46 protein-coding genes are annotated in these 16378 nt (G+C 46.2%); all 46 read right to left on the minus strand.

The window, feature by feature from the left end:
* Window positions 1–224: 224 nt before the first annotated feature.
* Window positions 225–902: a metallophosphoesterase family protein gene (locus ACOSYY_RS19225; protein ID WP_421664529.1), complete on the minus strand. Its 678-nt coding sequence runs from the start codon at window positions 900–902 to the stop codon at window positions 225–227.
* Window positions 899–1141: a hypothetical protein gene (locus ACOSYY_RS19230; protein WP_421664530.1), complete on the minus strand. Its 243-nt coding sequence runs from the start codon at window positions 1139–1141 to the stop codon at window positions 899–901. Before ACOSYY_RS19230 ends, ACOSYY_RS19225 begins: the two co-directional genes overlap by 4 nt.
* A 54-nt stretch (window positions 1142–1195) precedes the next feature.
* A complete protein-coding gene (locus tag ACOSYY_RS19235; protein WP_421664531.1) occupies window positions 1196–1447 on the minus strand; it encodes a hypothetical protein in 252 nt (83 codons plus the stop codon).
* A gap of 162 nt (window positions 1448–1609) precedes the next feature.
* On the minus strand, window positions 1610–1918 hold the full coding sequence (locus ACOSYY_RS19240) for a hypothetical protein (RefSeq protein ID WP_421664532.1): 309 nt from the start codon (window positions 1916–1918) through the stop codon (window positions 1610–1612).
* The gene (locus ACOSYY_RS19245; RefSeq protein WP_421664533.1) at window positions 1918–2169 is read right to left on the minus strand and encodes a hypothetical protein; all 252 of its coding nucleotides are present in this window, start codon (window positions 2167–2169) and stop codon (window positions 1918–1920) included. The genes ACOSYY_RS19240 and ACOSYY_RS19245 overlap by 1 nt, the downstream gene beginning before the upstream one ends.
* Before the next feature lie 32 nt (window positions 2170–2201).
* Window positions 2202–2768, minus strand: a complete 567-nt coding sequence (locus ACOSYY_RS19250) for a hypothetical protein (RefSeq protein ID WP_421664535.1) — start codon at window positions 2766–2768, stop codon at window positions 2202–2204.
* Window positions 2765–2956, minus strand: a complete 192-nt coding sequence (locus tag ACOSYY_RS19255) for a hypothetical protein (protein WP_421664536.1) — start codon at window positions 2954–2956, stop codon at window positions 2765–2767. The genes ACOSYY_RS19250 and ACOSYY_RS19255 overlap by 4 nt, the downstream gene beginning before the upstream one ends.
* The gene (locus tag ACOSYY_RS19260; protein ID WP_421664537.1) at window positions 2943–3404 is read right to left on the minus strand and encodes a hypothetical protein; all 462 of its coding nucleotides are present in this window, start codon (window positions 3402–3404) and stop codon (window positions 2943–2945) included. The genes ACOSYY_RS19255 and ACOSYY_RS19260 overlap by 14 nt, the downstream gene beginning before the upstream one ends.
* On the minus strand, window positions 3397–3984 hold the full coding sequence (gene nadD / locus ACOSYY_RS19265; RefSeq protein WP_421664538.1) for a nicotinate (nicotinamide) nucleotide adenylyltransferase: 588 nt from the start codon (window positions 3982–3984) through the stop codon (window positions 3397–3399). The genes ACOSYY_RS19260 and nadD overlap by 8 nt, the downstream gene beginning before the upstream one ends.
* Window positions 3985–4009: 25 nt before the next feature.
* On the minus strand, window positions 4010–4453 hold the full coding sequence (locus tag ACOSYY_RS19270; protein WP_421664540.1) for a SprT-like domain-containing protein: 444 nt from the start codon (window positions 4451–4453) through the stop codon (window positions 4010–4012).
* Window positions 4454–4969, minus strand: a complete 516-nt coding sequence (locus tag ACOSYY_RS19275; protein WP_421664542.1) for a hypothetical protein — start codon at window positions 4967–4969, stop codon at window positions 4454–4456. It lies immediately after the preceding gene.
* A gap of 30 nt (window positions 4970–4999) precedes the next feature.
* Window positions 5000–5272, minus strand: coding sequence for a hypothetical protein (locus ACOSYY_RS19280; protein ID WP_421664543.1), 273 nt, complete (start codon window positions 5270–5272; stop codon window positions 5000–5002).
* Window positions 5269–5544, minus strand: coding sequence for a hypothetical protein (locus ACOSYY_RS19285; RefSeq protein ID WP_421664545.1), 276 nt, complete (start codon window positions 5542–5544; stop codon window positions 5269–5271). The genes ACOSYY_RS19280 and ACOSYY_RS19285 overlap by 4 nt, the downstream gene beginning before the upstream one ends.
* On the minus strand, window positions 5538–5903 hold the full coding sequence (locus ACOSYY_RS19290; RefSeq protein WP_421664547.1) for a hypothetical protein: 366 nt from the start codon (window positions 5901–5903) through the stop codon (window positions 5538–5540). The genes ACOSYY_RS19285 and ACOSYY_RS19290 overlap by 7 nt, the downstream gene beginning before the upstream one ends.
* Before the next feature lie 8 nt (window positions 5904–5911).
* A complete protein-coding gene (locus ACOSYY_RS19295) occupies window positions 5912–6289 on the minus strand; it encodes a hypothetical protein (protein ID WP_421664549.1) in 378 nt (125 codons plus the stop codon).
* A 42-nt stretch (window positions 6290–6331) separates the two neighbouring features.
* On the minus strand, window positions 6332–6526 hold the full coding sequence (locus ACOSYY_RS19300) for a hypothetical protein (protein ID WP_421664550.1): 195 nt from the start codon (window positions 6524–6526) through the stop codon (window positions 6332–6334).
* Window positions 6526–6780, minus strand: coding sequence for a hypothetical protein (locus ACOSYY_RS19305; protein ID WP_421664552.1), 255 nt, complete (start codon window positions 6778–6780; stop codon window positions 6526–6528). The genes ACOSYY_RS19300 and ACOSYY_RS19305 overlap by 1 nt, the downstream gene beginning before the upstream one ends.
* A 2-nt stretch (window positions 6781–6782) precedes the next feature.
* A complete protein-coding gene (locus ACOSYY_RS19310) occupies window positions 6783–6989 on the minus strand; it encodes a hypothetical protein (RefSeq protein ID WP_421664553.1) in 207 nt (68 codons plus the stop codon).
* Between the two features lie 62 nt (window positions 6990–7051).
* Window positions 7052–7291 carry a hypothetical protein gene (locus ACOSYY_RS19315; RefSeq protein WP_421664555.1) on the minus strand — a complete coding sequence of 80 codons (240 nt, stop codon included), beginning with the start codon at window positions 7289–7291 and terminating at the stop codon, window positions 7052–7054.
* 697 nt (window positions 7292–7988) lie between these two features.
* On the minus strand, window positions 7989–8174 hold the full coding sequence (locus tag ACOSYY_RS19320; RefSeq protein WP_421664556.1) for a hypothetical protein: 186 nt from the start codon (window positions 8172–8174) through the stop codon (window positions 7989–7991).
* Window positions 8158–8337 (minus strand): hypothetical protein, encoded by a 180-nt coding sequence (locus tag ACOSYY_RS19325; RefSeq protein ID WP_421664558.1) that lies wholly within the window; start codon window positions 8335–8337, stop codon window positions 8158–8160. The genes ACOSYY_RS19320 and ACOSYY_RS19325 overlap by 17 nt, the downstream gene beginning before the upstream one ends.
* Window positions 8334–8507, minus strand: a complete 174-nt coding sequence (locus tag ACOSYY_RS19330; RefSeq protein ID WP_421664560.1) for a hypothetical protein — start codon at window positions 8505–8507, stop codon at window positions 8334–8336. The genes ACOSYY_RS19325 and ACOSYY_RS19330 overlap by 4 nt, the downstream gene beginning before the upstream one ends.
* A gap of 16 nt (window positions 8508–8523) precedes the next feature.
* Window positions 8524–8760 (minus strand): hypothetical protein, encoded by a 237-nt coding sequence (locus tag ACOSYY_RS19335; RefSeq protein WP_421664561.1) that lies wholly within the window; start codon window positions 8758–8760, stop codon window positions 8524–8526.
* A 73-nt stretch (window positions 8761–8833) separates the two neighbouring features.
* The gene (locus ACOSYY_RS19340; protein ID WP_421664563.1) at window positions 8834–9298 is read right to left on the minus strand and encodes a hypothetical protein; all 465 of its coding nucleotides are present in this window, start codon (window positions 9296–9298) and stop codon (window positions 8834–8836) included.
* 71 nt (window positions 9299–9369) lie between these two features.
* Window positions 9370–9660 (minus strand): DUF8033 domain-containing protein, encoded by a 291-nt coding sequence (locus ACOSYY_RS19345; protein ID WP_421664565.1) that lies wholly within the window; start codon window positions 9658–9660, stop codon window positions 9370–9372.
* Between the two features lie 189 nt (window positions 9661–9849).
* Window positions 9850–10068, minus strand: coding sequence for a hypothetical protein (locus ACOSYY_RS19350; protein WP_421664566.1), 219 nt, complete (start codon window positions 10066–10068; stop codon window positions 9850–9852).
* Entirely contained in the window at window positions 10034–10426 is a 393-nt protein-coding gene (locus ACOSYY_RS19355; protein ID WP_421664567.1) for a hypothetical protein, read from the minus strand. The genes ACOSYY_RS19350 and ACOSYY_RS19355 overlap by 35 nt, the downstream gene beginning before the upstream one ends.
* A complete protein-coding gene (locus ACOSYY_RS19360) occupies window positions 10423–10653 on the minus strand; it encodes a hypothetical protein (RefSeq protein WP_421664568.1) in 231 nt (76 codons plus the stop codon). The genes ACOSYY_RS19355 and ACOSYY_RS19360 overlap by 4 nt, the downstream gene beginning before the upstream one ends.
* A gap of 22 nt (window positions 10654–10675) precedes the next feature.
* Complete coding sequence (locus ACOSYY_RS19365; RefSeq protein WP_421664569.1) at window positions 10676–10975, minus strand: cyclic-phosphate processing receiver domain-containing protein; 300 nt, start codon at window positions 10973–10975, stop codon at window positions 10676–10678.
* Window positions 10976–11095: 120 nt separating this feature from the next.
* Window positions 11096–11455: a hypothetical protein gene (locus tag ACOSYY_RS19370; protein ID WP_421664570.1), complete on the minus strand. Its 360-nt coding sequence runs from the start codon at window positions 11453–11455 to the stop codon at window positions 11096–11098.
* Window positions 11448–11609, minus strand: coding sequence for a hypothetical protein (locus ACOSYY_RS19375; RefSeq protein WP_421664572.1), 162 nt, complete (start codon window positions 11607–11609; stop codon window positions 11448–11450). The genes ACOSYY_RS19370 and ACOSYY_RS19375 overlap by 8 nt, the downstream gene beginning before the upstream one ends.
* Before the next feature lie 85 nt (window positions 11610–11694).
* A complete protein-coding gene (locus ACOSYY_RS19380; RefSeq protein WP_421664574.1) occupies window positions 11695–11907 on the minus strand; it encodes a hypothetical protein in 213 nt (70 codons plus the stop codon).
* A 236-nt stretch (window positions 11908–12143) separates the two neighbouring features.
* A complete protein-coding gene (locus ACOSYY_RS19385) occupies window positions 12144–12329 on the minus strand; it encodes a hypothetical protein (protein ID WP_421664576.1) in 186 nt (61 codons plus the stop codon).
* Window positions 12322–12516 (minus strand): hypothetical protein, encoded by a 195-nt coding sequence (locus ACOSYY_RS19390; protein WP_421664577.1) that lies wholly within the window; start codon window positions 12514–12516, stop codon window positions 12322–12324. Before ACOSYY_RS19390 ends, ACOSYY_RS19385 begins: the two co-directional genes overlap by 8 nt.
* Window positions 12517–12727: 211 nt before the next feature.
* Complete coding sequence (locus ACOSYY_RS19395; protein WP_421664578.1) at window positions 12728–13141, minus strand: ribosomal protein L7/L12; 414 nt, start codon at window positions 13139–13141, stop codon at window positions 12728–12730.
* Window positions 13119–13433, minus strand: coding sequence for a hypothetical protein (locus tag ACOSYY_RS19400; RefSeq protein ID WP_421664579.1), 315 nt, complete (start codon window positions 13431–13433; stop codon window positions 13119–13121). Before ACOSYY_RS19400 ends, ACOSYY_RS19395 begins: the two co-directional genes overlap by 23 nt.
* Complete coding sequence (locus ACOSYY_RS19405) at window positions 13434–13634, minus strand: hypothetical protein (protein ID WP_421664581.1); 201 nt, start codon at window positions 13632–13634, stop codon at window positions 13434–13436.
* Between the two features lie 26 nt (window positions 13635–13660).
* Complete coding sequence (locus ACOSYY_RS19410) at window positions 13661–13972, minus strand: hypothetical protein (RefSeq protein WP_421664582.1); 312 nt, start codon at window positions 13970–13972, stop codon at window positions 13661–13663.
* Between the two features lie 12 nt (window positions 13973–13984).
* Window positions 13985–14209, minus strand: coding sequence for a hypothetical protein (locus tag ACOSYY_RS19415; protein WP_421664584.1), 225 nt, complete (start codon window positions 14207–14209; stop codon window positions 13985–13987).
* On the minus strand, window positions 14182–14550 hold the full coding sequence (locus ACOSYY_RS19420; RefSeq protein WP_421664585.1) for a hypothetical protein: 369 nt from the start codon (window positions 14548–14550) through the stop codon (window positions 14182–14184). The genes ACOSYY_RS19415 and ACOSYY_RS19420 overlap by 28 nt, the downstream gene beginning before the upstream one ends.
* 28 nt (window positions 14551–14578) lie before the next feature.
* The gene (locus ACOSYY_RS19425) at window positions 14579–14776 is read right to left on the minus strand and encodes a hypothetical protein (RefSeq protein ID WP_421664587.1); all 198 of its coding nucleotides are present in this window, start codon (window positions 14774–14776) and stop codon (window positions 14579–14581) included.
* Window positions 14777–14783: 7 nt separating this feature from the next.
* Window positions 14784–15062, minus strand: coding sequence for a hypothetical protein (locus ACOSYY_RS19430; protein WP_421664588.1), 279 nt, complete (start codon window positions 15060–15062; stop codon window positions 14784–14786).
* Between the two features lie 2 nt (window positions 15063–15064).
* Window positions 15065–15367, minus strand: a complete 303-nt coding sequence (locus ACOSYY_RS19435; RefSeq protein WP_421664590.1) for a hypothetical protein — start codon at window positions 15365–15367, stop codon at window positions 15065–15067.
* Between the two features lie 2 nt (window positions 15368–15369).
* Window positions 15370–15594, minus strand: a complete 225-nt coding sequence (locus tag ACOSYY_RS19440) for a hypothetical protein (RefSeq protein WP_421664591.1) — start codon at window positions 15592–15594, stop codon at window positions 15370–15372.
* On the minus strand, window positions 15591–15971 hold the full coding sequence (locus ACOSYY_RS19445) for a hypothetical protein (RefSeq protein WP_421664592.1): 381 nt from the start codon (window positions 15969–15971) through the stop codon (window positions 15591–15593). Before ACOSYY_RS19445 ends, ACOSYY_RS19440 begins: the two co-directional genes overlap by 4 nt.
* A gap of 11 nt (window positions 15972–15982) precedes the next feature.
* The coding region (locus tag ACOSYY_RS19450; RefSeq protein ID WP_421664594.1) for a hypothetical protein at window positions 15983–16378 on the minus strand (396 nt) is incomplete at its 5' end.

A 16378-nucleotide genomic window follows, 5' to 3' on the forward strand; every position in this document is an offset into this window, starting at 1 on the left:
TTTGTTGCCTTTATTGGGGTACAATGGCAGTTTACTTCTTTATATCTTTCAACACCCAATTTTCGATAGCGTAGTTGACGCCTAGAGCTATGAGTGTTAGTCCTAGAATTAGGAATCGCTTTTTCATATATACCTTTGTGTCATATTTCAATTTCTGGCTTTATCGTCGTCATAATCGGGTTGTGAATAACAGAGTGTTTGATTATCGTTATTTTTTGGAGCGATTAAGGCTTTACTGGCGGGAGCGTTAATACGACGGGCCAGCGTCCTTTACCTTGAGCTACGTTTGCCAGGATTGTTTCGTTCAATTGCCACTGGCCGAATCCAGTATGAATATGTCCGAAGACATGCAATTTTGGTTGAATTATTTTAATTTTCTCTGTTAGGCTTGGTGAGCCGATATGTTCGGGTTCGGGCCATTGGGTTTCGTTATCATCGTTTATAGTGCGTGGGGCTTTATCGCCATAGCCTTTTGGTGGGGAGTGGGTGACGAGGATATGGGTATCATTGGGGATTTTATCCCATTTTTCTTTTAGTTCAGGTTCATAGAGGTTAAATGCCCAGCCGCCGTGGTAGAGTTGCCAGGGGGAGCCATAGATTTTATAATCTTCGTAGTAGCAATAATCATCTTGCAAGTAGGTTAGGTGGGGGATGGATTTAAGGATATTGAGTGCTGTATTGAGTCTACTTTCAAAGATGAAGTCATGGTTTCCTGCTACGAGGATGATTTTCTTTACTGGTTGGTTTTTGAGCCAATACTTAAAGGCTGAGTCTAGCCAGCATTCTTGGTAGCCTAGAGTATGGTTATCTCTAGGGCAAATATCACCTGCGATGAGGAGCAGGTCGCATTCAGGTATTTCGGTGAAGTAGCCATGTTGGTCGGCTACGGCGACGATTTTCATAGTTCAGCTATTAAGTGGAATGGGTCGATAGTTTCGACGCTAATAATCCTAGTTCTTTCTTTGGGGACTTCGTTGCCATCCTTATCAATGATTGTATAATCATCGGGCAGGTTAGTCCAGAGCGTTGATTCTTTGGCTATTTGGATGCCATTCAGGTGTAATTTCTTGCCTTTACGTTCCACTTGGACGCAGGCGCGGGGTTTATCTAGGCTGAAATGTGGACCTTTGATTGGGTGCATCGTTCCATCCGCATCAGGTGCAATTATCGCATTTTTCGACCATTTGTAAAGGGATCATTTATCCATAATTGCGTTGAATTCGGATTCGGACATATCGGCAACTTTACCTGCGAGGTAGAAGTCGCAGAGGATTTGTTCTGGCGAGCGGTCATTAAAGCCATCGAATCCATCTTTCAGGTATTCGGACGGGTCATCGGTGAGCCATTGGGTGGCCATATCGAACCAATCATCGACAATATCGGAATCGAAGATAGTATTGGCTTGGTAGGCTTGGACTTCGGTAAGGATTTGTTGTTTGGTATACATGGTTACTCCAGCCAGGATTCAACGAGTTCGGTATCATCGTCGGCATCGACTTCGGCGTACCAGCGTGAGAATGGAACATTATCCTTAAATTCAACGTACTGAGTCAGGAATTGTTCCTTATTAGTGAAGTGCAGGGTTTCGCTATAGGATGCTGATGAATCTTTATCCAGGGCTATCACTGTTGCTGTCATCTTTGAGTCGCTTTCGTGGGTTTTTCTGTTTGATCCGTTTGGCGTTAGCCTTACGGGTCAGGTATTTCTTAGAGCCAGCATCGCCGCTGGGGTCAAAGTTAAAGGATGGTGGGCGGCGGTATTTGAGTTCATTTTCGTGAGCGGGGCGAATGTGGTAGTTCATTCGCTGATTCCGCTGGCTAGTTTCCAGGGCGCGTTTACGAGCCTTGACCCTTGGCAGGGTGTCGGTCATATAAACGGTTTCTTTGCCGCCGTGGATACGAACGAGGGTATGTAGCATTAGATTCCGCACCATACTTTGTGATAATCGGCTTCGTTGAAGACATTTTCCAAGATTCGGTTGACAGCCGCAATGGTCTTGGCTTTACGGATTAGGTCAGCGAAGCGGGCCAGGGGTGGAGCCTTGGCAACTTCGGTGGCGAGTGTTTCCTTGACCTCGGTTGGGCATCGCTTTTCAAAGCGTGACAGGTCATACTTGTCGGTCATCTGGTTAATAACCTGATTCAGTTCGATCTTATGACGCCAGTTCATTTGTTTGTCCTCCTGCTATTGGTGGTACAATGTCAGTTTATCGCGCCATTGCTGGGGCGCATCTTCATCAGGTAATCCACAAAGACTTTACCTACATTTTGGGCTTCTTTGACAACTTCCTTATCATAGGCCCAGGAATAATCCTTCCAGCAGCGTTCCAGCAAGGTTGATTTCAGTTCTTTATCATCGGTCTTTTTGGCACGTTGCAGGAGGTCTAGGGCTTCGCAATCGCGGATATATCCTAGAGCGTGATGGAAGTTGCTGGCGTTGCAGCGTGCCTTAGAGCCATTATGTTTTGGATTACAATACTTATCGAGCCATTCTTCGATCATTCGATGATCGACCACTTGGCTAGTTGCTTCATAGAACAGGATTAAATGGCCGTTAATTTTATACCAGAAGAAGCAGACGCAGACTGGCATCTTATTAACATGGCCAATGGTTTCCATAAAGCCACGGCAATCCTGTTCCCAATTATAGATATTTTGGGGGGTGCGATACAGGGATTGCGTGGAGAATTTCTCCCACAGGGCTTGCATGGCGAATGAATCGGCTTCGACCACGAATTCAGTATCCTTAAAGCGTGGGTCAACCTTCATCGTTTCACCTTATCTAAGTCTAGTTTAGGGAAGCCTTTAACGCCGCTGATTGCATTGGCTAATTGTTTAGCCTCAGTATCATATTGTTTTGTCTGCCACAACTTAATAATGGCATGGGCAGCGAGGTCGGGGTCATCGCAGCCAGCGTGGTATTCGGCTTCTGCGAGTAGTTCTTTAGCCGTTGCCATTATTAGCCAATTCCTTCAATGCCTTGGTGGGGATTGGGAGATTAAAGCCATCGAGTAATTCGGCGCAAGAGTCAATATCGGGTGATTCGGCTTTACAGGCGAGGGCTAGGAGCAGGGTGCCTAGTTCGGCAAGTTGTTGGTGGTCGATTGCCAGGCCGTTAATAACGAAGGTTTTTTCGGCTTTCTTGCATTCGATTTCGATACGTTCTTCTTGTTCAACGTTATCTGGGTTAATAACGGTGAAAAAGAGAGTTTCGTTTAGTTCTTGTTGTAGTTCCACGACGGCCTCCAGAGCGGGTAGAGAGTTGAGGAATGCGGTCCAATCTTGCGACCATTGGGGGCGGTCGGGGTGGGATTGGATGGCATCCGTCAGTTGTTCAATATCGTTATCAGACCAGTTATTGGTATGTTCGTAGCACCAATTTCTTAGGTCTTTACGGCTATTCATGGTACAATCTCAGTTGGATGATGTAGTCTAGGACATAATCAGGGAGATATTTCTTGAGAGTGTTATAATCTCTCTTTTGGACTAACTGGCGTATCATGGTTGCGGATACGTCAATTGGGGGTGATTTCAGTGTAAGGACATTTAATTTCAATTTAGGGTTTTCAATGGGGGCATTCCCTCTAGGGGCGACAACCCAAAGGACATTTTTGCTTAGGGCATCGGGTTCAATCCATGTATGTAGGTTCTGGATTGAGTCGGTGCCGACCAGGAACGGGACTAGGTAGTTTTCAAAGTCGGGAACAAGGTTTCTTAGGGTGTTAATAGTTGGTGTTGGTGTAGTTCCTTGTTCGGCTTTAGAGACTTTGAAGTTATAGTGTTGGGCGACTAATTCGCACATTTTATAGCGATGGATAAAAGGGATCAGGTTTTGTTTATGGGGTGGATTTCCTGATGGAAGAAGGACAACGGGTTTCCTGAGAGTATTTTGAGCCTCCAGCGCGGCTTCAATGTGTCCATAATGAATGGGGTTGAAAGCGCCGCCGAAGTAGCATTCATGCCATACAGGTTTATTATCTTTCATCCAGCTACGAAAATCCATACATTATTTATGCAAGAGCGAACGACATTGAGCCATTAACTGGCCCACAAGCCCGACAATAGCGATTTTTATGGTTTTTGGGTTTACGGTGGCAATGAAATTCCTGTTTACAGGTTGGGCATTTCGCTTGCCAGCGGCCTTTAGGCATATCGACGTGAGAGCCATAGCAACGGATTGGCCTTGCGCCAATCTTACGGCAAATGGTCTTCCATACTTCATTATGACCTTGTTTCGGGCCAGCGATTGCGTGAGCAATCTCATGAAGAATGGTGTCTTTAATATCCTCGTCCGAGTTATTTTGGATGTAATAACTGGACAAGGTTAGCATGTGTTTACGGTGTTTGCAACAACCAGCGCGTTTCTTAGCGCGGTCGAATTCAAAGGCCCAATCGCCTACACCGTGTTCGATCATTAGGGAGCGGGCCAGGGTAGCAGCGTCGGTTGTATTCATTTATCTACCCGTGGTCAGGATCATCCAATCGACGGTCACGGAGTCATATTTGCTGCGGAGCAGAGCGATTTCCTTGGCGAAGAATTCTTCGCATTTCTTCATTTCATCCTTGGCGTTTAGTTCGCCTTGGAAGTGCAGGACAAAGCCTCTGGAATCCAGATTAGTTTTGCGGCCTAGTAGTTCGTTGAATTTATCAACTTGCGGTGCAAGAGTATCGCAACTATCGACAAATTCTTCGCAATTCAGCCCGCCCCAGCAGTCATCGAACGTATCTTCCCTGAATCCGCCTTCGCTCATAATGTCGTAGAATGAATCGACGGACTTAACCTTTTTGGTATGTTCCCTTTCGACGGTTTTCGTGGTAGCGGGCAGACCGCACTTGGAGCAGAAAGCGCCATCGCTCTTATGGTTATTAGGGCAGCGGCGTTCCTGTTTTGTAGTCTTAGTTACAACGTCGTTCTGGTGATACTTACAGACCAGAACAGGTCCAACATAAACGTGATAGTCAACTCCCATTGGTCCCTCCATGCCTTCTAAGGTACAATGTCAGATTCCCCAAATCTCTTTTTCGGTAGGTTCTCGCCCTAGTTCCTTGACCAGTTTGGCGCGTTCCTTATAGAGTTCCTTTGACCTAGCGGAGTAGGCTGAGGGCGGTAGTTCGCCGTCGTGGGTCAGGTTTTCGGGTGATAGTTCGATTTCGATACGCTTGAGGTCTTTCAGGATTTCGTATTCGGTTCTCATTGTTTCTCCATAGAGCGCGGCCTTAAAGATTTCATTCATTACTTGCCGTGTCTGTTCAGGATTCTTGAGCGTAATCATATCGTCTTTTCGACCTCGAATTCGGTGATATTATGTTTGGCTAAGACATTACGGATTGCCTCAGCGGAATTCTTGGTACTTTCTTCGGTGGAATCTCTAAAGCCAGACCAGTCATAGCCTTGGTCGGGCATATAGCCTAGTGGACCGTAGGCGTCGGTATATTTCCAGGCAGCGACATAGGCTTCTGAGCGAACGTTTGCTGGAATCTTAGCATTACGGCAAGGGGAGCAGACGGCGACAATGAGTTCCCAATCGTTATTGATATTTACCATTTGTTGCCTGCCAGGAGGATTAGTTTATTAAGGGACTTTTGTTTACACTTGCCGACAAAGCGGCGGCAGCCTTTGGAGTCTACTTCATAGCGGCCTTCAAAGCGGAAGATGGTGCCGCGTTTATTACCGTGCTTTTCAATGGTATAGGACATATAATCCTGTATGTCCTGATGTAGCCACGGTGAATCATCCAATTCATCGGGGAAGTCGAAGTTTAATAGGCAATCCATGCCAGTTAAATCGTGGGCGAAGGTGAATGAGCCATTATAGGACGAATTGGGTTTGGCTCTTAAATGGCCCCAGGTTTCTTCCATAACCTGTTGGTATTTACGTTCGGCGTAGGCGTCAACAATTGGCATAATTCACCTCAACTATCACAGTTAGGGCAACCGTGGACTTCTTCGAGGTTAATGCCGTCAATATCTTTCATAAAGGTTTCCAGGGGAGCGCCGCATTCTTCGCATTCCCCTTCGATGGGCAATTCAGACTTGAGGTTTTCCTTCCATTCCTCATTATCTTGGTCGCCAATCCAGGTAATAATGGCTTCCATAGCGCCAGGATTATCTTCAAGGAAGTCAACCAAGTTGCCTAGTGGTTGGTCGCCGTAGTGCCCCATGCGGTTCATACGATCATGGTAGCCCATATCGCCCAGCAACTTACAAAGGTTCTGAATACCGCTTGAGCCTTCAAAGTGATGCAGTTTCTTTTCGTCTTGATACTTAGCGATAACGTCATGCAGGTCCATTTGATTTCTCCAGGGGTTATGCCCCGATAGGTACAATGGCAGTTACTTCGGCGCTTCTAAGACGCCTTCAACTACGCTTACGGGTTCATCGGCCTTCTTACTCGCCGTTTTGCTTGCGTGTTCTGCGGCTTTACGGGTGCCGTAGCATTTGACGTTATAGGGTCGCAAATCCCACTTGCGGCCAGTCCACCAGAATAGTGAACCGCTGCGGATCATGAAGATGGTATAGCGTTCCATTACTTAACGGCCTCTCCACGGAAGTAATAATTGTATTCATGGCCAACCATTGAGGCAATGTGTTCGTATCGCTCAAATACGACGCGGATACAACAACTGGAGCGGTCCCAGCCTTTGACGCGGGTGGCGTGTCCATCTTCGTCAATACCCAGCATGGAGACGGCATGGCGATAGGCTTCGTCACAGGCACGGTCGAAGTTGGCATCTTTGCGGGTAATAACAATTTTATCACTTCTGAGAATCTTTTCAGCCATTATTAACCGTCCAATTTAGGGGTAAAGGGTTGAATTTCGCCTGTCACGTCTTTATCCCCGTCGAAGATTTCGAGGTTATAATAATGATCTTCTTGCCTAAAATCATCGTGGGTTAGGGCTTCGATTTCCTTCTTAGCTGAATCTAAGTCAGGCACGTCGATTTCGCAGGTTTCGATTTGGGTACGGTTAATGACGAGTCTGAGTTTCATATTCTTTCCTTATTGCCCTAATCTTGGCTTCGTAATAATGCCTTAGATGGAATTCTAAGTCATTACGTCACCCAAACGTTCTTTTGCAGGATAGTTTGACGGATCAATACGGTACGATTCACGCCATCATTAGCAACGAGTTTCTGTGCTTCCTTGCAAGCGTCATCGAAACACTTCAAGAGGTCGGCAGTATTGGTGGAGTCATCGACAATCTTTTCCTCGCCATCATCAGACTGGATAACGAGTTGGAAGCAGCGGGTCGGGGTGCCGTAATTTAGCACGCGGGTCTTGAATGCGGTCATTATTAGTCTCCATAGTTCGTCCATTCTATGAACGATTGAGTATCAGGCGGAAAGAATGATGTTGCGTAAGCCCTTGCTTCATAATAGTCACTGAATGACCTTATGAATGCTGTTTCGGGTGCGGCAGGGACGCCGCATAGTTGCTTTACGGCAACTGCGTTGACGGTGACGAAGTAGGGTTCAGGACCAGTTAATTCGGTGACTCTGCCTACTTCAATTGGGCCAAATCGGGCTATTGAATACATGCCCTATTTAGCCAATTCAACCCGTTTGTTACATTCAGGGCAGATGATATAACTATATCCGCCCGCTGGTTCGCACATACTGGACAATCCTTGATACTTTACATCAGCGGGCAGATACTTTAGGATTGCTCCGCAATGCTTACAAGTGACCTTCTTAGAAATGTCGGCTTGTCCAACCTTCTTAACCATTGTCTCACCTCCACTCAATGTAGGTACAATGGCAGTTTAGGCGACGGGCTTGAAGAAGGCACGGTTGAATTCTTCAAAGGACTTGCTGCCAAACTGATTTTGCCAATTCATTTATTACCTCTTTGCAAACTGGATAATAAAGAGTCCAGTGCGGACGATCTTCCAGCCGTGAGCCTTATACCATTCGGCCCGCTTCAATCCAGCCAGTGTGCTAGTGTCAACAGTTTTGTATTTCATGGCTCCCTCTTGAGTACAATGGCAGTTTACTTGCCTTTGGCCACCATATAAAGGACGATGCAGCCCATAGCGACCAGTAGAAGATTGGGCAGGGTCAGGCCAGTATAGATACAGACTACGCTTGCCGCAAACAGGATAAGGTTGCGGGCGATGAAAATAGGGAGCGGGACGGGGATTGCTGTATTGGCGATTGCATTAAGGATTGCACGCATCGGGGACATATCTCCTAACTTTAGCAAGTGCTTCGGCTTCGGTATTTTCGATACCGCTATCAATGGTTTGTTCGTCATCTTCGTTCACTTCGTCTACAATCCAGAAATAGCGGGTGCCGTCGCAGGTTGTTTTAGTCCACAGTGAGTAATCGTAATGGCTCATTTAGAGAAAATCAGTTTTCTATTTTGGAGCAAATCAGTGACTAAAGCACGCTCTTTAGTTTGGGCAAATTGAACTGCTTTCTTTTTGTTGCTGAACTGGCATTCAGTCTGATGGTATTCCCCGTTTTCATTGTAGTAATCGTGCCAGTAGCGAACGAAGTAGCGCAACATTAGAATCACTCCTGCATCATGCTGCCAGATATTCGTTAATCGCGGTGTAGGTGTATTTGATATTGAGCCGTTTGCAGGTTGCCTTGATAGCGCGGCCATCCTTGTTGTAAGTCTTATTCTTGAAAGCGACGGCCATCTTTTGAGCGACGGTCGGAACGTTTTCGACGGGCCAGCCGTATTCATCGGGGTAATTGACCACGGCATTCTTGAGTTCTTCGGTATAAATCTGAACAAAGGTGTCGAAATTACTCATTGTATCCTCCTTTGCACTTGATGGGTACAATAGCAGTTGAGCCTAGCGTTTGCTAGGCTCAACAGTGTTACATTTAGTCTACCAATATGGTGAATGGATTGCTTTCAACGCTTTCCATTACTGGTGCAGGGTTTAGATTACTGTGATCCGCACCGTTTACGACAGTATTGTGCGAGAACGTTGTTCCGCATGGTGGGTAATTGTAATAATACCCAGGCTGGAAGAAACAGCCGCCTGTTGCGCAGCAAGGCTTGGTGCCATTTACGCCAGGCATAAACTGTCCTGCTGCTGGGCGCTGCTGAGGCGCGGTTGCAATCAAAGTGTAACCTTCGCCTGGATCGTCAATTTCTACATCATCAAAGGTTGCAATGCCATTGACTGCTGCTACCGTCAAAGTACCACTGAGAACACCACCGACTGGATTGGTTCCAAGGCTTAGCGTTACTTCATCCGAACTTGTTGGGTTGCATAGGTCTACAACAACAGCAAATGGGGCATCTTCAAACGGACTTGCAGGTATAATAGCTGAGAACTTCATATCTTTTCCTCCTTAAAGAAGTCTAAGATATGTATTCTTAATAACTCCAAGCCTTTGCCAAATTTTAACCTTTAAGCAACGGCTTTGAAATTGGGTTCGATAAGTTCTTTGACAAGCCGCTGGAAGGTATCATAATCGACGCGGGAATTCTTATCGCCGCCGTCGATCATATTCAGGTGTTTGCCAGTGGTGACGGTCCAGATGTTTTCGCAGACCACGCGGGGGTGGCCAGGAGCGCGGAAAGCGACCAGGGTTTTGTAGCTATACCAGAAGGTATAGGGGCCAATATCGAAGCGAAGGGTATGAGCGCCATAGTTGTCGCTCTTATAGTTGCCATAGTTCGACCATTGCGGCAGTTGCATGTTAGACTCCGTTATACCAGTAGGACTTAGGGACATTCGATTCAAACGGGGCAAACGGCAAATCAAGCATTTTGCTGCGGTCGGTTGGTTCCAGATAAAGCACTCGGATGCAGTGAGTATAAACTGCGACGATCTTTGCTTTACGGCCACAAACAAAGCCAGTCTGACCAGCAGACATTGTTAACTCCTTTATGGTTGGTTGTCACCAGGAGTAGGTACAATGGCAGTTGGATTGTCTTCGCAATACTGGACAATCAGTTTGGACAAGATGAAGTTGGTTTGTCTGACTGCGGCAATGTCATCTAGGGAAAAGGTGCCTTGCATGGACTTTTCCATATTGGTCAGGAAGTTATAGGTTTGAAACAGTGCTTCATCAAACGGCAACTTCACCAGTGGGGTATTGTTCATCGAACTCTCGTTTGCATTCATTATATGCCTCATGTAATCGGACTTGTCGCCCGTCCTTCTCCCACAGAGAAGTATCAATTTGCTCCCAGCTGAATTTACGCAGGATATAGGCTTTATCTTGTCGGCTAGGAGCGGGATTGGTAAAGCATTGCCTTAAATGCTTAATCTCAGCCTGTTTTTCTTCATAAGCCCTAACTGCACCTGCTATCTCAGTTTGAGACTTATGGAACAGGGCAGAAATCTTGCGCCATTTACGGATTGTTTCTTCTGGCACATCCGCAACCGACTCATGATAGCCAGGTTTTAGACTCACGCCATAGTAAGGAAACAATTCATTTTCGTGGATATAGGCTTTCATCGGATGCCATTCTCTCCCATCACCTTAATGAAATGCGCCAGCGACTCCCAATAGGGCGGCAAGTGCAATTCACAGGTGAGTTGCGGGTCGGAGCCGTTGGTAAAGGTCCAGCGACGTTGTACTACCTTCAAATCCACCTCAAAATGTGAATCGTGGTAAACACGAACTAAATCACCTACTTGCGGTTCAATAGGCAAGCCAGAGATATTGCCCATGAATTTCTTCATGCAGTCGATATTAGTTCTGAATTTACAGGTCATTATCTCCCCAATACTTCATAGCGTTCTGGCAAGCAGCGCAAATGTTCTGCCTGCCCACAGGATTTTGAGTATGAACACGAATGCACAGTTTGGTTAATGTGCCCTTAATGGCATTCTCTTCAATCCACTTCGCCACATCATAGCCTGTCTTCACTTGCCCTAAGTCATGATCCAGGCTAATCTTAGTGACCTTGCCTGTCTCAAGTAAAGCAATAGCGTCTTCGGCGGTGCGAACGTGGATATGGTAGTCAGGCGGCATTGGCCGTTCGTCGTCTAGCCAGACGTTCATTTAGGATTCTCTTTTTGGGTAGTTTGGGAGTCGATATACTTATCGAACGTACCATCCTCGCTGCATGATCGGCAACCGTACTTTTTAACCTTGCCCTTATAGAAATAAGATCGAGTTTCTTTATTCCTGATTTGCTTCTTGCAAATGCAGCATACCATGAAGTTCTCCCATTTTAATTGCTACACCGTATACATTCTTGAAAGGGATAAAGCCGCCAAGATTGTATAGTCTTGGATTAGGACCAGCATCTTTCCAGCAAATCGTCTGAATACCGATTTTATTTCCATGATATTTACAAAGTACCTCTTCGCACAGGTAGCAGTTATATCTATAGATTACGCTATCGTAGAGAAAGAAACCCTGTTCGCAATCATCATAAGGGACGATTAGGTAATCAATCCCTTTAATTGATAGACGGGTCGGGTTGCCTTCTCGGACGCTCTTGATTGCGTCATAGACTACTTGTTGTTCTTTACTCATGGCATTCGTGTTCCTCGACACGATATTTGAGATAATAAGGCTTCTTGGCGTTAAGTTCAGCGCAAGCCTGTTCTGCTTTTGCCTTATCCTTATAAATAGCAGCAACAGTGTCGCCGCCATCGTAGCCCCAATCTTCCAGAATGACGTAAACCATTATATCTCCAAAAGGAAGCAACCGCGATTGTTTTTGTCAGCCGTTCACCAAGTTCGCGGTTGCTCCCTATTAGGTACAATGACAGTTACTTCACTTCCACCTTACGGGTGCCAGTGCCGAAATATGCGGTCTTAATCCCATTGTTCATAGAGCGAACCCGCCTTAATTCGACTCCCATAGCCTTTGCTGCCAGGTCGAGTTGATAGCGGGTTTCTGCTACGATTCTGACGGTCACGGTTGTCCAGGCGCTAAACGAGCGTGCCGTCTTTCCGCCTAATACGCCACCTTTGCTTGCCATCGTTGCTACACTCCCATTTACGAGCGAATGCGTAACTCTCCAAAGCATTCAATTCAGAACGCAGGGCAAAACAAATCATATACTCCCGTCGCTCTGAGAAATACGCCACCAAACACTGATGGACTTCTATTGCTTGGAGCAATTCTTCATCGGTCCAGGCGATTTTAGTACCAACTACATTGGCTACTTCCCGAAAGTCATTAGCGTTCAGGTTCATTTGATTCCTCCGAAAGTCATTAGCGTTCAGGTTCATTTGATTCCTCATGCACCTTCATTTTATCTTCAAGGCCACGCAAGCGGTCCATCAGTTTATAGAACTCTTTAGAGTCTTGGTTTTTATAATTGAGATTACGCAGGCGATAGCCGCAGTCGTCAATCTCGCTCCACAGGCCAGCGAGTTGATAAGGCGTCAATTTAGGCATTCAAATCCTCCCCAATTGGAAGATGTTTAACGGTATGGGCTTCTTCGACGTAGGCATTCTCGGCGTTCCAGGTATGATCCTGATTGAACCGATTTATTTGACGGCAAATATCCAGTGCTTTTTCAAACTGCATCCCTTTAGAGCGGCGCAGTTCCTTATAGTTCTTATGGATTACTACGCTGAACATTATTCAATCCTTATCCAAGGTTGATCGTAGATGCAATCGGGTTCAAAATCGCACGGTCGCTCACAGTCTGGCACAGACTTATTGCCTACTTGCCAGCCAGTTTGACGGAGCCACTTCTGCCCGTCCTTGGTGAAGACAGTATAAACTTCATTATAAGTGTCTTCAATGACTGTTGCGCCATCAGGGACGCTATTCCAGTTGGTGATATACATTAGAATTCCTTACGAATCTCACATTCCATTTGGTCATCGTGTGTAATTTGACGCTTAATTGCTTCGGCTTCTTCCAGGGTCAATTCACCCTTAACCTTGACGGTGCCCATGTGGGCCTCAACGTAATCCTTAGCGGCTTTGAGGTCCATCTTCGTGACCCCACGGATAGCCTTGATCGCTTTAATCTTCTGGTTGACGTTCCAGAACATATAAACGGCGTAAATACGTTCTGAGACTACTTCCAACTTCTCAAGTGGTAAGGAGCAGATTTTACCTTCCTCAGTAACCAGAATGGCCATAATAAAACCATTCTTCTCATAAATACCGCGAATCTTGCCGCATGTTTCACCTTCGCCGCCTACATGAAGGGCATTGGTTTTGACCAAGGTATCAAGCAGGTTGGTTTGAATCATAAATCACCGTCTTCCAGATTTTATCCGCATTGATTTCCAGCAGGGGAGCCGCACGCCAGTAGCGTTCGCTCTTGCTGGTGTACACCAGCACTTTTGCGGGATGGTTGAACATGCTCCGCAACCCACTATTATACTTGGAATTCAAGAAACCGCAAAAAAGTTCTTGACCTTCCCAAGTAATCTTGGCAATCTTGGCGAAACCGCCAGTAAGTGAGTTAGCGTCTTCCCAATATGCTTGCCGTAGGGTTTGGACAAATTTAGGGTCCAGGTCGAATTCAACAGCAGGTTCCATTTAATCCTCCAGCCAGGATTCTACTAGCGTTTCAGTGTTTGCGTCTTCCGACTCAAAATCCAGATACCATCGGCTGAAAGGCACGTTTTCCTTAAACCCGTTATAGCGTTGCAGGAATGAATCCTTGTCGCTAAACTCAACAGTTTCAACGTAGCCAGCCGATGAATCCTTGTCGCAAGCAGTAAGTGTAGCGTTCATCATGCCCTCTTGGGTACAATTGCAGTTGGTCAACACCATGCTAACAGTGGTCGAGCCGACAACTTTATAGTCATGGTTTTCTTATAGCCAGGTTCTAATTCTAATGTAGCCTTGCTCTTGATGACTTCGCCGCCGCAGACGTAGCGAATTTCAATTTCTACTTTAATGTTCTCAGTGATAAATTGCGTCTTATAGCAGCGGTTAGCGTCGATTTGATCGCCGTTTAGATAAACGGTATAAGGCGTTTTGGCTTCGACACTAATTTCAAAATATGCTGGCTTGGCTTCAACTTCGGGCGAGCCAACTAGAAGTGAGAGCGCGAAGAGAAGAGAATTAAGCATAGAAACTCCATTTTATTCAATTTCCACTTCTTCATCTATATCGAGTGTAGCAGCGAGATTAGGGATACCATTACCCCATTCTTCGGTGCCCACTGCTATAAATCCTGCACTGCATTTAATGCCAGGGAGTGGCGGATAGTATTGAGCCTTGGTTAGTTTGTGGACTTTACGTTCGCCAAAAGCAATTACAACAACATTCATACCCACAGTTAAGTCTTGTGCTTTGATTCTAGCCACGCTTCTACATCCTTTTCGTCCATCATATCGAGAATAACATCAGGGCTACTTCGGAACATAGACTTCAAAAGTTCAACGGTCGTCTCGTTATATTCCTTAATTGCGTCTGCTTCTACCTCTAACTCCTTCTGGTCGAACACGATACCAGTCCAAGGCTCACGATAGCCGCCACCAAGTAATTTTTCAGGGCCAGTCGTCAATTCGGTCATGGTGCCGCGCAACATGGTCCGATCATAAGGGTAACGCTCTTGGAGTTCATTCAGGGCTTTTTCACCATCAGCAGCGCGAATTACACGAACCTTGCCATGAAAGTAAAACAGGAATAGTTTTAGTTCTTTCATTGTATCTTCTTTTTGCGTTGGTGCAAGGTTAGTATTCAAAGGTCACACCATCCTTTTCGCGGAGTTCCGTGCCATCAGGCAACGTAACATATTCATCTTCCAGGTTATTCACACCTTCGACGCCCGAATCTTCAATATCGGTGCAAACCTTGGTTTCAGGATTATATTCGCAGGCGGTCGCCACTTCAATCCCGCCGTCCCACACTGAGGTATAGGTGGCCTTCATATTACTCCTAAAGGATTATAGTAATTGTTTGATCGCCGTCCAACTTCCGCTCAACGTATTCTAACACCATTGCACGATGAATTTCAGTGCAATCAAAAACTTCGGCCAACAGTTGCTCAGCCAGGGCATTACCGCTGCCTTCTTCTTCGTAATTTTCTTGGAAGCGGTCTTCGCCAGCCCAAATCTTATAGGCGGTTAGCAATGCGTCGGTACTGTTCTCGCCGCCAGTGATACAGGTCCAGTTGGCCCGCTGACGGTCTTTCAAAACTATAGCAAATTGTGGCATGTTTATTTCTTCTTAGTAGGCCAAGGAGGAAGTTTGCGGTCTTCGTTAATCTTATCGTAATCTTCTTTGGTTATTACCAATGCCTTATCCACGCCCTTTTCTTCGGTGACAAAGACAGCAATTCTTCGCTCAATTCTGCCGAAGCGGAGCATATAGGTTCTAACATAGGTGCTATCAGCGAGCGAGATATTATCGTCATACAGTTTGTTAATAACCCGCATGACAATCTCATCAATGACCTTATCGGCCATATTTAATGCCCTAACACCTTCGCTCAATTCAACTTCGGCTGATCTTTCAGACATTTTTATTCTCCATTAGATGCCCTGTTGGGTACAATGGCAGTTGCCGCTTGTTCGGCCTCTTCCTTAGTTTTGTAGTAATAGCAACCAGCATTGGAGTAGGTTCGCCAGTCGCCGTTGGGCAAATCGTCTTTGGCATATCCTGCATAATAGCGGGATGGCCAAGCTGGAGTATCCAGCACAACGACATGCCAATAACCCGTAGAACCAAAGTCGCGGATTAGTTTCATATTGAAACCTTTACCTTGCCTGCCATATCGTCAGCCTTAACCTTGGCCGCATGATTACGGATTTCCAGGTCATTAAGCTGCCGCTGCCAATCCATGAGACGGTTATAATCCGCTTCATAAATGGCGGTGCCGCCGTCGCCATAATGATTGGCATAAAACTGGTCTGTGGTGCCAGGAACCCGTTCATGTTCGCTGAAGAAATGCTGCTTATTCTCAGGCACGGTGAGAATATGCGGCTTGCCGTCCTTCAAAGGCGGAACGCCAGGGTCGCCGTAGTTCTCAATGTAGCCACTGAGACTGCCGCCGCAACGGTCAATCCACTTTTTCTGTTCGTGGACACGTTCGCGGAGCCAGAGAATCTTCTTCCAAACGAGCATGATGTGTCCCCTTATTCAAGGATTTCTTCGTCTTCGTATTCTTCCTCGTATTCCTCTTCATCGTCATCTTCGTACTTTGACTCACAATCCAGCATATCCTGGTAATTGGGAGCATATTGAGTACGAGACTCGATGTAAGTAAGAATCTTTTCCAGCATGATTTCGAGTTGCTTTTCGTAGTCCTTATCTTCGGAGCAATCGCTGGCCAGAAGTTCAGGCCGCAGGTCGATTGGCGCATACTGGCGGATGAAAGTTTCGGCAGGGCCAGCGGTTTCGCAACCATAGCCAGTGAACCAGTAGTCGCCATCGTTATAATAGCGATAGATGATACGGTTGATGGCCCGCAGCGTTTCACCTTCCAGGGTTTCGCACTTGCCCTGGTTGGGAACCAGCTTGCTGAAAAGAAC

It is taken from the genome of Nitrospira sp. BLG_2 (genome assembly GCF_049222245.1).